General features: G+C 63.9%; 13 protein-coding genes. 8 read left to right on the top strand and 5 right to left on the bottom strand.

The annotated features are described in order from the left end of the window. Positions 1-51: 51 nt before the first annotated feature. From A4C63_RS02880 to guaA, 3 genes are all read left to right on the top strand, one after another. Entirely contained in the window at positions 52-609 is a 558-nt protein-coding gene (locus A4C63_RS02880; protein ID WP_063911423.1) for a hypothetical protein, read from the top strand. An 86-nt stretch (positions 610-695) separates the two neighbouring features. Continuing rightward, positions 696-2,165, top strand: a complete 1,470-nt coding sequence (gene guaB, locus A4C63_RS02885; protein WP_063911424.1) for an IMP dehydrogenase — start codon at positions 696-698, stop codon at positions 2,163-2,165. 78 nt (positions 2,166-2,243) lie between these two features. Next, positions 2,244-3,821 carry a glutamine-hydrolyzing GMP synthase gene (gene guaA / locus A4C63_RS02890; protein WP_063911425.1) on the top strand — a complete coding sequence of 526 codons (1,578 nt, stop codon included), beginning with the start codon at positions 2,244-2,246 and terminating at the stop codon, positions 3,819-3,821. A 65-nt stretch (positions 3,822-3,886) separates the two neighbouring features. Here the strand turns inward: guaA and A4C63_RS02895 are convergent, their stop codons facing one another. Next, positions 3,887-4,342 (bottom strand): GNAT family N-acetyltransferase, encoded by a 456-nt coding sequence (locus A4C63_RS02895; protein WP_063911426.1) that lies wholly within the window; start codon positions 4,340-4,342, stop codon positions 3,887-3,889. Positions 4,343-4,552: 210 nt separating this feature from the next. Between A4C63_RS02895 and A4C63_RS02900 the strand changes: the two genes are divergently transcribed. Next, complete coding sequence (locus A4C63_RS02900) at positions 4,553-5,935, top strand: multicopper oxidase family protein (RefSeq protein ID WP_063911427.1); 1,383 nt, start codon at positions 4,553-4,555, stop codon at positions 5,933-5,935. Continuing rightward, positions 5,935-6,414 carry a tRNA adenosine(34) deaminase TadA gene (tadA, locus tag A4C63_RS02905; RefSeq protein ID WP_063911428.1) on the top strand — a complete coding sequence of 160 codons (480 nt, stop codon included), beginning with the start codon at positions 5,935-5,937 and terminating at the stop codon, positions 6,412-6,414. The genes A4C63_RS02900 and tadA overlap by 1 nt, the downstream gene beginning before the upstream one ends. Before the next feature lie 110 nt (positions 6,415-6,524). On the opposite strand, the gene mltF is transcribed toward tadA, so the two are convergent. Further along, positions 6,525-7,982: a membrane-bound lytic murein transglycosylase MltF gene (mltF, locus tag A4C63_RS02910; RefSeq protein ID WP_063911429.1), complete on the bottom strand. Its 1,458-nt coding sequence runs from the start codon at positions 7,980-7,982 to the stop codon at positions 6,525-6,527. 324 nt (positions 7,983-8,306) lie between these two features. Between mltF and purL the strand changes: the two genes are divergently transcribed. Together purL and A4C63_RS02920 are read left to right on the top strand one after the other, a co-directional pair. Then, complete coding sequence (purL, locus tag A4C63_RS02915) at positions 8,307-12,203, top strand: phosphoribosylformylglycinamidine synthase (protein ID WP_063911430.1); 3,897 nt, start codon at positions 8,307-8,309, stop codon at positions 12,201-12,203. Positions 12,204-12,206: 3 nt separating this feature from the next. Next, positions 12,207-12,518: a hypothetical protein gene (locus A4C63_RS02920; protein WP_063911431.1), complete on the top strand. Its 312-nt coding sequence runs from the start codon at positions 12,207-12,209 to the stop codon at positions 12,516-12,518. Between the two features lie 103 nt (positions 12,519-12,621). Here the strand turns inward: A4C63_RS02920 and tatC are convergent, their stop codons facing one another. The 3 genes from tatC to tatA are packed head-to-tail and all read right to left on the bottom strand — an operon-like array spanning position 12,622 to position 13,918. Then, complete coding sequence (gene tatC, locus A4C63_RS02925; protein WP_063911432.1) at positions 12,622-13,383, bottom strand: twin-arginine translocase subunit TatC; 762 nt, start codon at positions 13,381-13,383, stop codon at positions 12,622-12,624. After that, positions 13,380-13,685, bottom strand: coding sequence for a Sec-independent protein translocase protein TatB (gene tatB / locus A4C63_RS02930; RefSeq protein WP_063911433.1), 306 nt, complete (start codon positions 13,683-13,685; stop codon positions 13,380-13,382). The genes tatC and tatB overlap by 4 nt, the downstream gene beginning before the upstream one ends. Next, positions 13,685-13,918 carry a twin-arginine translocase TatA/TatE family subunit gene (tatA, locus tag A4C63_RS02935; protein WP_063911434.1) on the bottom strand — a complete coding sequence of 78 codons (234 nt, stop codon included), beginning with the start codon at positions 13,916-13,918 and terminating at the stop codon, positions 13,685-13,687. The genes tatB and tatA overlap by 1 nt, the downstream gene beginning before the upstream one ends. A 145-nt stretch (positions 13,919-14,063) precedes the next feature. Between tatA and gspK the strand changes: the two genes are divergently transcribed. Further along, the gene (gene gspK, locus A4C63_RS02940; RefSeq protein ID WP_063911435.1) at positions 14,064-15,029 is read left to right on the top strand and encodes a type II secretion system minor pseudopilin GspK; all 966 of its coding nucleotides are present in this window, start codon (positions 14,064-14,066) and stop codon (positions 15,027-15,029) included. Positions 15,030-15,075: the final 46 nt, after the last annotated feature.

The raw sequence follows: 15,075 nt of genomic DNA on the forward strand, positions 1-15,075 counted from the left end.
GCAGGCGGTAGAATTGCGTCATTACCGCAGTTTTTCAGGCTTGCCCCGTTCATGAACACCCAGAGCATCATCGTTCCCAAGCTGTCTACCGTCCCGGTGCATGAAGCCCGTGCCCGCGCCATCCTGCGCTGGCTGGTGCGCGAGAAAGTCGTCGAGGAACAGCTGACCACCTGTGGCCGCACCGGCAACCGCATGGCCCATGCCTTGGCCGAAGGTGCCCGCAAAGTGGCCCTGCACCCGGAGAAACTGCCCTTCGGCGAGCAGGTCAACGGCCTGGAGGTGATGCTCAAGCGCTGCATCTATACCCCTACCGAAGGTTTCCTCGAAGAGGCCGGTTGCCCCGAGTGCCGGCGTGAGGTGGGCGAGCCGCTGTTCGAAAGCCTCGAAGAATGGATGCCGGCGGTGAGCGACAACTTTACCTGCCCGCTGTGCGGCTTCGAAGATGACATCAATGGCTTCATTTACCTGCAACCATGTGCCTTTTCCAACCTGGGGTTCATCTTCAACAACTGGGGCGAGGCCGGGTTCACCCAGGCCTTTCTCGACAGCTTCGCCGACTGGCTCGACCAGCCGGTGGCCGTGGTACAGGTAAAACTGCCACAAGGCTGACCGAAGGCCCTTTTTTTGCATTGAGCGGCGCGCCGTGCATGAGTATAATGGCGCGCTTCCATTTTTCCCGCCCGGGAGCCCCCGCGATGCTGCGTATCAGCCAAGAAGCCCTGACCTTCGACGATATCCTCCTTGTACCTGGCTATTCCGAGGTACTGCCTAATGAAGTCAGTCTCAAGACCCGTTTGACCCGTGGCATCGAGCTGAACATTCCGCTGGTTTCCGCCGCCATGGATACCGTGACCGAAGCGCGCCTGGCCATTGCCATGGCCCAGGAAGGCGGCATCGGCATCATCCACAAGAACATGACCATCGAGCAGCAGGCCAGCGAAGTCCGCAAGGTCAAGAAGTTCGAGGCTGGCGTGGTCAAGGACCCGATCACCATCGACGCCGACGCCACCGTGCGCGACCTGTTCGACCTGACCCGCCTGAACAACATCTCCGGCGTTCCGGTGCTGGCGAACGGCGACCTGGTCGGCATCGTCACCTCCCGTGACGTGCGCTTCGAAAGCCGCCTGGACGCCAAGGTCCGCGATGTGATGACCCCCAAAGAGCGTCTGGTCACCGTCCGCGAAGGCGCCAACAAGAACGAAGTCCGCGAGCTGCTGCACAAGCACCGCCTGGAAAAAGTCCTGATCGTTGACGACAAGTTCAACCTCAAGGGCATGATGACCGTCAAGGACATCGAAAAGGCCAAGGCCTACCCGCTGGCCAGCAAGGACGACCAGGGTCGCCTGCGCGTCGGCGCCGCAGTCGGCACCGGCAAGGACACCAGCGAGCGCGTTGCCGCCCTGGTGGCTGCTGGCGTTGACGTAGTGGTGGTCGACACCGCTCACGGTCACTCCAAAGGCGTGATCGACCGTGTTCGCTGGGTCAAGGAAACCTACCCGCAAGTACAGGTGATCGGCGGCAACATCGCCACCGGCGCTGCCGCCAAGGCTCTGGCCGAAGCTGGCGCTGACGCGGTCAAGGTCGGTATCGGCCCAGGCTCGATCTGCACCACCCGTATCGTTGCCGGTGTCGGCGTGCCGCAAATCAGCGCCATCGCCAACGTTGCCGCTGCACTGGAAGGCACTGGCGTGCCGCTGATCGCCGACGGCGGCATCCGCTTCTCGGGTGACCTGTCCAAGGCCATCGTTGCCGGTGCTTCCTGCGTGATGATGGGTTCGATGTTCGCCGGTACCGAAGAGGCTCCGGGTGAAGTCGAACTGTTCCAGGGCCGTTCCTACAAGGCTTACCGCGGCATGGGCTCGCTGGGTGCCATGGCACAGGCGCAAGGCTCGTCCGATCGCTACTTCCAGGACTCCTCGGCCGGCGCCGAGAAGCTGGTACCGGAAGGCATCGAAGGCCGTGTTCCCTACAAGGGCGCCCTGGCCGCGATCATCCACCAGCTGATGGGCGGCCTGCGTTCGTCCATGGGCTATACCGGCAGCGCAACCATCGAAGAGATGCGCACCAAGCCGGAGTTCGTACGCATCACCGGTGCCGGCATGGCCGAGTCCCACGTGCATGACGTGCAGATCACCAAAGAAGCCCCTAACTACCGCGTAGGCTGAGGCTTCCAGCTACAACAGAAAGCGGGGCTGTCACGACAGCCCCGCGTCGTTTCCGATTTCCACTGACGAGATTGAGTCATGGCCCTCGACATTCACGCTCACCGCATCCTGATCCTCGATTTCGGTTCCCAGTACACCCAGCTGATCGCCCGCCGCGTGCGCGAAATCGGCGTGTACTGCGAGCTGCATCCGTTCGACATGGACGATGAAGCGATCCGCGAATTCAACCCGCGCGGCATCATCCTCGCCGGCGGCCCCGAGTCGGTCCACGAAGCCAACAGCCCACGCGCCCCGCAGGCGGTATTCGACCTGAACGTACCGGTGCTGGGCATCTGCTACGGCATGCAGACCATGGCCGAACAGATGGGCGGCAAGGTCGAAGGTTCCGACCTGCGTGAGTTCGGTTATGCCCGCGTAGACGTGGTCGGCAAGAGCCGCCTGCTCGATGGCATCGAAGACCACGTTGACGACGACGGCGTGCTGGGCCTGGACGTGTGGATGAGCCACGGCGACAAGGTCACCCAGATGCCGGGCAACTTCCACGTGCTGGCCAGCACCCCGAGCTGCCCGATCGCCGGCATGTTCGACGACGCGCGCGGCTACTACGGCGTGCAGTTCCACCCGGAAGTGACCCACACCAAGCAGGGCGGTCGCATCCTGTCCCGCTTCGTGCAGGACATCTGCGGCTGTGAAGCCCTGTGGACCCCGTCCAACATCGTCGAAGACGCCATTGCCCAGGTGCGTGAGCAGGTCGGTTCGGCCAACGTTCTGCTGGGCCTGTCCGGCGGCGTCGACAGCTCGGTGGTTGCTGCGCTGCTGCACCGCGCCATCGGCGACCAGCTGACCTGCGTATTCGTCGACAACGGCCTGCTGCGCCTGCACGAAGGCGACCAGGTGATGGCCATGTTCAAGGAGAACATGGGCGTCAAGGTCATCCGTGCCGACGCTGAAAAGCAGTTCCTCGACAACCTGGCCGGCGAAGCCGACCCGGAGAAGAAGCGCAAGATCATCGGCCGCACCTTCATCGACGTGTTTGATGCCGAAGCCAGCAAGCTGGAAAACATCCAGTTCCTCGCCCAGGGCACCATCTACCCGGACGTGATCGAGTCGGCTGGCGCCAAGAGCGGCAAGGCCCACGTGATCAAGTCGCACCACAACGTCGGTGGCCTGCCGGAGGAAATGAACCTCAAGCTGGTCGAGCCGCTGCGTGAACTGTTCAAGGACGAAGTGCGCAAGATCGGCCTGGAGCTGGGCCTGCCGTACGACATGGTCTACCGCCACCCGTTCCCGGGCCCGGGCCTGGGCGTGCGCATCCTCGGTGAAGTGAAGAAGGAATACGCCGACATCCTGCGTCGCGCCGACCACATCTTCATCGAAGAGCTGCGCAAGGCCGACTGGTACCACAAGACCAGCCAGGCATTCGTGGTGTTCCAGCCGGTCAAGTCGGTGGGCGTCGTTGGCGACGGCCGTCGCTACGCCTGGGTCGTGGCCCTGCGTGCCGTCGAGACCGTGGACTTCATGACTGCGCGCTGGGCGCACCTGCCGTACGAGCTGCTGGAAACCGTCAGCGGCCGTATCATCAACGAAATCGACGGTATCTCGCGCGTGACCTACGACGTGTCGAGCAAGCCGCCGGCGACCATCGAGTGGGAATGATCCTGCGCCGATAGAGAGCACCCAAAAGCCCGCTTGAATGCGGGCTTTTGCATATTTCATGAGCGCTATATCGAACCGAACTGCAGGATCTCGTCGCCCGCTTCATCCTGCTCACCTGTGGGTTTCCAGCCCAGATGACGATAGAAGCCATATGAGCGTACGCTCGGGTCGCTGGAACAAGCCAGGAAGGGGCGTTCGAACCCAAGCTCCCGCAGATGGTCGACAACCATCTGAAGCAAACGCTTGCCGGTTCCTTGGCCCTCGTATGCGGGTAACAGGGCAAGCACGGTGACCTCGCCGCTGTCCTTGTCGGCGAAGCAGTAGCCGACTATCTGATCGTCATTGCAAGCCACGAACCCGGGGGAATGCCCGTCGCGGATGCCGCTGCTCCAGGTATCGACGGTGATACCCAAGGCGCGCAGGTCCTCTTCCGTGAAAGCGTTCTCCCGGGTCAAGGCCCGGATGGTTATGCAGGTTGCAGCATCTTCAGGTACTGCAGGGCGAAAGGTAATGGCTGCCATGATTTCGGCCTTGCTGAATAAAACCCTATTGTGTGTGTACAACGGATTGCGAATCTGTAAACAAGCGTAAATACCTGGGGCGGGGTTCAGGGGGAGACCATTGAAACAACAGTTCACTTAATCTTTCCCATTTGCAGGTGTATCGTATTCGCCCTTCATCGCCAGCCATGCTGGCAGCTTGATTGCGCAGAATACGAGGTACCCGCACCGATGTCCTTCACCCGTCGACAAATGCTCAAGGGCCTGACCGGCCTGGTTGTGGTTGGCCTGGGCGCTGGTGGCGCGGCGCGTTACTGGCTGGGCAAGGTCGAAGACAATAACGCCGGCCACGACTACGAGCTGATCGCAGCGCCCCTGGACGTCGAGTTGGTGCCTGGGCACAAGACCGAGGCCTGGGCCTTCGGCCCGTCGGCACCGGGTACCGAACTGCGCGTACGCCAGGGCACCTGGCTGCGGGTGCGCTTCATCAACCACCTGCCGGTCGAAACCACCATCCACTGGCACGGCATCCGCCTGCCGCTGGAAATGGACGGCGTGCCCTATGTGTCGCAGCTGCCGGTCAAGCCGGGCGAGTACTTCGACTACAAGTTCCGCGTGCCGGACGCCGGCAGCTACTGGTACCACCCGCACGTCAGCAGCTCCGAGGAACTGGGGCGGGGCCTGGTCGGCCCGCTGATCGTCGAGGAGCGCGAGCCGACCGGCTTTCAGCATGAGCGCACGCTCAGCCTGAAGAACTGGCACGTGGACGAGCAGGGCGCCTGGCTGCCTTTCAGCATTCCGCGTGAGGCCGCGCGCAACGGCACCGCCGGGCGCCTGATCACCATCAATGGCCAGGCCGATTCGGTCACCGAGCTGCCAGCCGGCCAGGTGGTGCGGGTGCGTCTGCTGAACCTCGATAACACCTGGACCTACCGCATCAACCTCAAGGGCAACTGCGAGGCAAGAATCTATGCCCTGGACGGCAACCCGGTAACCCCGCGCCCATTGGACGATGACTACTGGCTCGGCCCAGGCATGCGTATCTGCCTGGCTATCCGTATTCCCGAGGCGGGCGAGGAAATTTCCCTGCGCGACGGTTTCGTGCGCCTGGGCACCTTGCGTTCGGTGGCCAGCAACGACGCGCCGAGCGACTGGCCGCCGGCGCTGCCGCCCAACCCGATCGCCGAGCCGGACCTGGAGAATGCCGAAAAGCTCAACTTCAATTTCGAGTGGGCGGCGAAAGTCTCGGTCACTACGGACCAGGACAGGCCGTCGAGCATGTGGCAGATCAACGGCCAGGCCTGGGATATCACCGACAAGACCTGCGCCGAGCGGCCGATCGCCACGCTGAAGCAGGGCAAGAGCTACATCTTCGAGCTGAAGAACATGACCCAGTACCAGCACCCGATCCACCTGCACGGCATGAGCTTCAAGGTGATCGGCTCCAACCGCCATGACATCAAGGAACCGTGGTTCACCGACACCTACCTGCTGGGCAAGAACGAGCGCGCCCAGGTGGCGCTGGTGGCGGATAACCCGGGCACCTGGATGTTCCACTGCCACGTCATCGACCACATGGAAACCGGCCTGATGGCCGCGATCGCGGTGGTCTGATGCGCCCGCAGATCATCGATCGCAGCCGCGATCAGGAATTCATGCGCCTGGCCCTGGCCCTGGCCGCCGAAGGCGCGGCAATGGGGGAGGTGCCGGTGGGCGCGGTGCTGGTGCAGCATGGGCAGGTGATCGGGCAGGGCTTCAACCGGCCGATCATCGACAGTGACCCCAGTGCGCATGCCGAGATGGTGGCCATTCGCGCGGCAGCGAAATCCGCCAGTAACTACCGGCTGCCCGGCAGCACCCTGTACGTGACCCTGGAGCCGTGCAGCATGTGTGCGGGGTTGATCGTGCATTCGCGGGTGATGCGGGTGGTGTACGGCGCGCTGGAGCCCAAGGCGGGGATCGTGCAGAGCCAGGGGCAGTTCTTCGGGCAGGGCTTCCTCAACCACCGGGTGATGGTGGAGGGCGGGGTACTGGCGGAGGAGTGCGGGCAGATCCTCAGTGACTTCTTCAAGGCTCGCCGGGCCAAGTCTTGACCTGTTCCGGCCCCTTCGCGGGCACGCCCGCTCCCACAGGTACACCACAGGCCTGAGGAGATTGATATTCCTGTGGGAGCGGGCGTGCCCGCGAAGAGGCTGGTGCAGGCCTACATCGGCGGCGACTGCTCCGCCGGCTTGTCCTTGTTCACCCCGGGCACATGCAGGCTGCCCTCGGCCACCTGGCCTTCGAGCTGCGGTTGGGTCACCCAGGTGAGGATGTCGTAGTAGCGGCGGATGTTGGCCACGAAATGCACCGGTTCGCCGCCCCGGGCATACCCGTACTTGGTCTGCCGATACCACTGCTTCTGCGATAGCCGCGGCAGCATCTTCTTCACGTCCAGCCACTTGTTCGGGTTGAGCTTCTCGCGCCTGGCCAGGGTGCGGGCGTCTTCCAGGTGGCCGGTGCCGACGTTGTAGGCGGCCAGGGCGAACCAGGTGCGGTCCGGTTCCTGGATGCTGTCGTCGAGCTCTTCCTTGATCTTCATGAAGTATTTGGCGCCGCCCTGGATGCTCTGCTTCGGGTCCAGGCGGTTGGACACGCCCATGGCCTGGGCGGTGCGCTGGGTCAGCATCATCAGGCCGCGCACACCGGTCTTGGAGGTGACCTCGGGCTGCCACATCGATTCCTGGTAGCCGATGGCGGCCAGCAGGCGCCAGTCCACCTGCTCGACCTTGGCGTAGCTCTTGAAGTGCTTCTCGTACTTGGGCAGGCGCTGCTGCAGGTGCTGGGCAAAGGTATAGGCACCCACATAGCCCAGTACGTCGACATGGCCGTAGTAGCGGTCCTTCAGGCGTTGCAGGGTGCCGTTCTTCTGCGCCTTGTCGAGGAACTCATTGACCTCGTTGAGCAGGCTGTTGTCATCACCGGCCGCCACCGCCCAGCGCTGGTCGCGGGTGTCGCCCAGGTCGAAGGCAACCCGTACGTTGGGGAAGTACACCTGGTTCATCGCCAGCTCGTTGGAGTCGACCAGGGTCAGGTCGATCTGCCCTTCGTCGACCATGCGCAGCAGGTCGACCACCTCGACGGCGTCGGATTCTTCGTATTCCAGGCCCGGGTACTGCTTTTTCAGCTCGGCCAGCTGGTCGGCGTGGCTGCTGCCCTTGAGCACCATGATCTTCTTGCCGACCAGGCCCTTGGCATCGGTGGGCCGCGTGCGGCCGTTGCGGTAGATGACCTGTGGGGTCACTTCCAGGTAAGGGTGGGAGTACTTCACCTGGGCCTTGCGCCGTTCGCTGGTGACCAGGCCGGCCGCCGCCAGCACCGGGCCGGAGGGTTTGCCGAGGCTATCGTACAACTCGTCGAGGTTATCGGCGGTCTCGATCTGCAGCTTCACGCCGAGATCCTCGGCGAAATGCTGGACCAGCTCGTACTCGAAGCCGGTTTCGCCGTTGCGGTCCTGGAAATAGGTGGCCGGGCTGTTGCGGGTGATCACGCGCAGCACGCCATCCTCCTTCACGCGCTCGAGAGTGCTGGGTTTTTCAACGCAGGCACCGAGCAACAGAAAGAGTCCGGTTGCGAAAAGCCATCTGGCGCAACGCTGGCGCAAAGCAGTGTGGGCGAACATAGGTTGCAGTATACGCAAAGGACTGGCCCAACCATATCTCGACAACTGTTAGCTTGTCTGGTAGCGGGTTCTGTGCTTTACCGGCCCTGTCGCCGGCAAGCTGGCTCCCACAGCTGCAACGCAGGCCTTGAGGGTGGTGGTATACCTGTGAGAGCCGGCCTGCCGGCGACAGGGCCGGAACAGGCAACACAAGGCAATTTTTTTTGACCCGAAAGTCCGGTTCCGCCGCCCGGCAGCCGTGGCTTAGAGCGGGTGCCGAAACCCTTTGAATTAGGCTAGAATGCACGGCCTCTAAGCACACCCCTTCCTGAGGCTGTCCCGACGATGTTGATCCTGCGCGGCGCTCCTGCCCTTTCTGCCTTTCGCCACGGTAAATTACTCGAGCAACTGAGCCAGAAAGTTCCCGCTGTTACTGGTTTGTATGCCGAATTCGCCCACTTCGCCGATGTCGACGGCGAGCTGACCGCCGACCAGCAGCAGGTGCTGGGCCGTCTGCTCAAGTACGGCCCGAGCGTGCCGGTACAGGAGCCGAGCGGCCGCCTGTTCCTGGTCGTGCCGCGCCTGGGCACCATTTCGCCCTGGGCCAGCAAGGCCAGCGACATTGCCCACAACTGCGGCCTGCAGTCGATCCAGCGCCTGGAGCGCGGTATCGCCTACTACGTTGCCGGCAGCCTGAGCGAAGCCGACGCCGAACTGATCGCCGCCGAGCTGCACGACCGCATGACCCAGCGCGTGCTCGGCCAGCTGGAGCAGGCCGCTGACCTGTTCAGCCATGCCCAGCCAAAGCCGATGACCTCGGTGGACATCCTCGCCGGTGGCCGTGACGCCCTGGCCAAGGCCAACATCGACCTGGGCCTGGCCCTGGCCGAAGACGAGATCGACTACCTGGTCAACGCCTTCCAGGGCCTCAAGCGCAACCCGAACGACATCGAACTGATGATGTTCGCCCAGGCCAACTCCGAGCACTGCCGCCACAAGATCTTCAACGCCAGTTGGGACATCGACGGCCAGGCTCAAGAAAAGAGCCTGTTCGGCATGATCAAGAACACCTACCAGATGCACAACGAAGGTGTGCTGTCTGCGTACAAGGACAACGCCTCGGTGATCGTCGGCAACGTTGCCGGCCGTTTCTTCCCGAACCCTGAAACCCGCCAGTACGGTGCGGTGCAGGAGCCGGTGCACATCCTGATGAAGGTGGAAACCCACAACCACCCGACCGCCATCGCCCCGTTCTCCGGCGCCTCCACCGGCTCCGGCGGCGAAATCCGCGACGAAGGCGCGACCGGCCGTGGTGCCAAGCCCAAGGCCGGCCTGACCGGCTTCACCGTGTCCAACCTGCGTATCCCGGGCTTCGAACAGCCGTGGGAGCAGGCCTACGGCAAGCCTGAGCGCATCGTCGACGCCCTCGACATCATGATCGAAGGCCCGCTGGGTGGCGCTGCGTTCAACAACGAATTCGGTCGCCCGGCCCTGACCGGTTACTTCCGTACCTTCGAGCAGGCCATCAACACTCCGCACGGTGAAGAAGTGCGCGGCTACCACAAGCCGATCATGCTGGCCGGTGGCATGGGCAACATCCGTGAAGACCACGTGCAGAAGGGTGAGATCACTGTCGGCGCCAAGCTGATCGTGCTCGGTGGCCCGGCCATGCTGATCGGCCTGGGCGGCGGCGCCGCTTCGTCGGTGGCGACCGGTGCCAGCTCGGCTGATCTGGACTTCGCTTCGGTTCAGCGCGAAAACCCGGAAATGGAGCGCCGTTGCCAGGAGGTCATCGACCGCTGCTGGCAGCTGGGCGACAAGAACCCGATCGCCTTCATCCACGACGTCGGCGCCGGCGGTATCTCCAACGCCTTCCCTGAGCTGGTCAACGACGGTGGCCGTGGTGGCCGCTTCGAGCTGCGCAACGTGCCCAACGACGAGCCGGGCATGGCCCCGCACGAAATCTGGAGCAACGAATCGCAAGAGCGTTACGTGCTGGCCGTCAGCGCCGTCGACTTCGAGCGCTTCAAGGCCATCTGCGAACGTGAGCGTTGCCCGTTTGCCGTAGTGGGTGAAGCGACTGAAGAGCAACACCTGACCGTAAGCGACAGCCACTTCGGCAACACGCCGGTAGACATGCCGCTCGATGTGCTGCTGGGCAAGCCACCACGCATGCACCGTTCGGTTACCCGCGAAGCCGAGCTGGGCGATGACTTCGACCCGAGCAAGCTGGACCTGGACAACGCCGTTCAGCGCGTCCTCAGCCACCCGGCCGTGGCCAGCAAGAGCTTCCTGATCACCATCGGCGACCGCACCATCACCGGCCTGGTCGCTCGTGACCAGATGGTCGGCCCGTGGCAGGTACCGGTGGCCGACTGCGCCGTCACCGCCACCAGCTTCGACGTCTACACCGGTGAAGCCATGGCCATGGGCGAGCGTACCCCGCTGGCGCTGCTGGATGCCCCGGCGTCCGGCCGCATGGCCATTGGCGAGACACTGACCAACCTGGCCGCTGCACGCATCGAGAAGCTGTCCGACATCAAACTGTCGGCCAACTGGATGTCCGCCGCCGGCCACCCGGGTGAAGACGCCCGCCTGTACGACACCGTCAAGGCTGTCGGCATGGAGCTGTGCCCGGAGCTGGGCATCACCATTCCGGTCGGCAAAGACTCGATGTCGATGAAGACCAAGTGGAGCGACGAGGGCGTCGAGAAGAGCGTCACCTCGCCAATGTCGCTGATCATCACCGGCTTCGCCCCGGTCACCGACATCCGCAAGACCCTGACCCCGCAACTGCGCATGGACAAGGGTGAAACCGACCTGATCCTGATCGACCTGGGCCGTGGCAAGAACCGCATGGGCGCCTCGATCCTGGCCCAGACCTACGGCAAGATCGCTGCCCAGGCACCGGACGTCGACGATGCCGAAGACCTCAAGGCGTTCTTCGCCGTGATCCAGGGCCTGAACGCCGACGGTCACCTGCTGGCCTACCACGACCGTTCCGACGGCGGCCTGGTTACCACCGTGCTGGAAATGGCCTTCGCCGGCCACTGCGGCCTCGACCTGCACCTCGACCCGCTGACCGACAGCCGTGGCGACGTACCGGCCATCCTCTTCAACGAAGAGCTGGGCGCGGTCATCCAGGTTCGCCAGGATGCCACTCCGGACGTGCTGGCACAGTTCAGCGCCGCTGGCCTGGGTGAGTGCGTCGCGGTGATCGGCAAGCCGATCAACAACGGTGAAGTGTCCATCAGCCTGAACGGCGAAGTGCTGTTCGACGACGACCGCCGCATGCTGCAGCGCCAGTGGGCCGAGACCAGCTACCAGATCCAGCGCCTGCGTGACAACGCCGACTGCGCCGACCAGGAATTCGACCTGCTGCTCGAAGAGGACAACCCGGGCCTGTCGGTCAAGCTGGGCTTCGACGTCAACGACGACATCGCTGCGCCGTACATCAAGAAGGGCGTACGCCCGCAAGTGGCCATCCTGCGCGAGCAGGGCGTCAACGGCCAGGTCGAGATGGCTGCCGCCTTCGACCGCGCCGGCTTCGCTGCCATTGACGTGCACATGAGCGATATCCTCGCCGGCCGTGTCGACTTCGAAGCCTTCAAGGGCCTGGTCGCCTGCGGTGGCTTCTCCTACGGTGACGTGCTGGGTGCCGGTGAAGGCTGGGCCAAGTCGGCACTGTTCAACAGCCGCGCCCGTGATGCCTTCCAGGCCTTCTTCGAGCGCACCGACAGCTTCGCCCTGGGCGTGTGCAACGGTTGCCAGATGATGTCCAACCTGCACGAGCTGATCCCGGGCACCGAGCACTGGCCGCACTTCGTGCGCAACCGCTCGGAGCAGTTCGAGGCGCGTGTGGCCATGGTCGAAGTGCAGAAGTCCAACTCGATCTTCCTGCAGGGCATGGCCGGTTCGCGCATGCCGATCGCCATCGCCCACGGTGAAGGCCATGCCGAGTTCGCCAGCGAAGAAGCACTGCTGGCAGCCGACCTGTCCGGTTGCGTGGCCCTGCGCTATGTCGACAACCACGGCAAGGTCACCGAAGCCTACCCGGCCAACCCGAACGGCTCGCCGCGTGGTATCACCGGCCTGACCAGCCGCGACGGCCGCGTGACCATCATGATGCCGCACCCGGAGCGTATGTTCCGTGCCGTGCAGAACTCCTGGCGCCCGGATGAGTGGCAGGAAGATGCCGCGCTGATGCGTATGTTCCGTAACGCACGGGTGTGGGTGAACTAAGGCGTGTACAAGCTCGCCTTCTTCGTCCCCGCCAGCCACGTCGAAGTGGTCAAGGCCGCTGTGTTCGCCGCTGGTGGCGGGCGCATCGGCGACTATGACCACTGCGCCTGGCAAACCCTGGGCCAGGGCCAGTTTCGCCCGTTGGACGGCAGCCAGCCGTTCCTCGGGCAGGCCGGTCAGGTCGAGGTGGTGGAGGAGTGGAAGGTGGAGCTGGTGGTAGCTGACGACCTGATTGTCCAGGTCGTCGCTGCACTCAAGCAGAGCCACCCCTACGAGACGCCAGCCTACGAAGTCTGGCGGCTCGCCGAGTTCTAGACCGCATCAAGGCAATTCGCGGGCACGCCCGCTCCCACAGGGATATCACAATCTTCAGAACCTGTGATATCCCTGTGGGAGCGGGCGTGCCCGCGAAAGGGCCCTACAATCCAGCCACAATCTCCTTGCCAGGCTCTGGCCGCTTCAACATCCCACAAGCCAGCAACCCCACCTCGAACAGCACCCACATCGGCACCGCCAGCATCGTCTGCGAAAACACATCCGGCGGCGTCAGGATCATCCCCACCACAAAGCAGCCGACGATCACGTAGGGCCTGCTGCGCCGCAACGTGGCCACATCGGCCAACCCCACCCAGACCACGATAAACGTCGCCACCGGGATCTCGAACGCCAGCCCGAACGCCAGAAACAGTGCCAGGATAAAGTCCAGGTACTGGCTGATATCGGTCATCATCGCCACGCCCTCCGGTGTCACGCTGGCAAAGAAACCGAACATCATCGGGAACACCAGGAAGAACGCGAAGGCCATGCCGGCATAGAACAGCACGATGCTCGACACCAGCAGCGGCAGAGCAATGCGCCGTTCACGACGGTAAAGCCCCGGCGCCAGAAAGCCCCAGGCCTGGTGCAGCAGCAGCGGCATGGCCACGAACAGCGCGCACATCGCGGTCAGCTTGAACGGCGTCAGGAACGGCGAAGTGACGCTGGTGGCGATCATGCTCGCGCCTTCCGGCAAGAAGCGCCGCAGCGGTTCGGAAATCAGCGTGTACAGCGTCTGGGCGAAGGGGAACAGGCCGGCGAACACCAGCGCTACCAGCGCCAGGCAGCGCACCAGACGCTTGCGCAGGTCGCGCAGGTGTTCGGTCAGCGGCATGCTCGCCGCTGGGTCCATGGCAATACTCATGAAGCGTTTTCCTTGGGGGAAGCGACCGTGGCCGCATCATTGGCCGGCTCCGCGTTCAGGCTGATGCCCTGGCGGATCTCCTTTTCCAAGCGCTGCAAAGGCGTACTGTCGAGATTGGGGAGCTCGACAGCGCGCAGTTCGAGCTCCCGCTCCACCTGCGAGCGCAAGGCCTGCATGGCCCTGCGCGCCTGGCCCAGGCCGCGGCCGAGGGTGCGTGCCGCCAGCGGCAGGCGCTCCGGGCCCAGCACCAACAGCGCGACGATGCCGACCAGCAGCAACTCGCTGAAGCCTACCTCGAACATCAGGCCTGACGGTCCGCTTGAGGCTGTTGCGTGGCCTGGCCAGCCAGCGGGGCCTGCTGCTGTACGTGCGCCTGGCCAGGGGCGTTGGCGTCATTGTCGCCGCCCATGGACTTGCGAAAGCCCTGGATCGCCTCGCCCACATCGCTGCCCAGGCCCTTGAGGCGCTTGGTACCAAACAGCAGGAATACGATCAGCAGTACGATCACCAGTTGCCAGATTCCAATGCCACCCATTGCGACCACTCCTGTAAGGTCATGAAAAGGAAGGGCAATCCTGCCTCGCGTAGATGACGTGCACATGACGAACGGTCACTGCCATTTACCTGCAACACCGGGCGTGTTGACTGGCGTCTTTATTCGGCGACAGAGGCAGGCAAGGATGGGTGGTAGGCAACAGCGGGGCGCGGCCCTGCTGATGGTGATGGTGGTGCTGGCGATGCTGGCGGCGGGCATGGCCTGGCTGGTGGAAGATGGCCGGCGCCAGGTCGAAGACATGCGCCTGTTGCACCAGCGGGTGCAAGCGCGGGCGATGGAACAGGCCGGCCTGGCCTATGCCGAGCAGGCCCTGCGTGACCCCAGCTGGCGGCTTAGCCCGCTGTTCTGGCAGGCCTTGCGCGGGCAGCCGCTGAACTATGATTTTGGCGCTGGCCAGGCGCAGTTGCGGGTGCGCGACCAGCACACCTGCTTCAACGTCAATGCGCTGCTCGGCGCTGATGGCGAGCGTGCCGCGCGCCAGTTGCGTTATCTGCTGGGTGACGACATGGCTGCCGAGCGCCTGGTCGATGCCTTGGCTGACTGGCTCGATGCCGACAGCGATGCCCGCCTGCAGGGCGCCGAAAGCGCCCAGTATTTGCGCCAGCAACCACCGCGCCTGGCGGCCAACCAGCCGATGCTCGATACCAGCGAGCTGAACCTGCTACTCGAGCCGGACGCCAGCCGCCAGAGCCGTTACCCGATGCTGTGTGCCTTGCCGCAGACCACTGGTTGGCGGCTGAATGCCAATGCCCTGGGGCTGGAGCATTTGCCGTTGCTGGAGGCGCTGTATGAAGGGCGTTATCCGCGCTCGTTGCTCAGCCGCATTATCGGCGGCCGGCCGGCGTCGGGGTATGTGGATGCAGCTGCGTTACGCCAGGCGCTGGGGGCAGTGAATGACGAAACCTTCGAACGGTTGAGCGAAGGGCTGCTGTTGAACAGTGGGTATTTCCTGTTGCAGCTGTCGTTCGCGGAGGAAGGGCGGGTGATACGCAGCGAGTTCCAGGTGGAGGCGCTGGGGGTGGTGCAATGGCATGCCCGGGTGCCGGCGCAGCAGGTGCGGATCAGGAGCCGGGAGCCGATAGTTCAGTAATATTCACCGGCCCATTCGCGGGTAAACCCGCTCCCACAGGTACTGC

It is taken from the genome of Pseudomonas sp. p21, assembly GCF_001642705.1.
Classification (GTDB): domain Bacteria; phylum Pseudomonadota; class Gammaproteobacteria; order Pseudomonadales; family Pseudomonadaceae; genus Aquipseudomonas.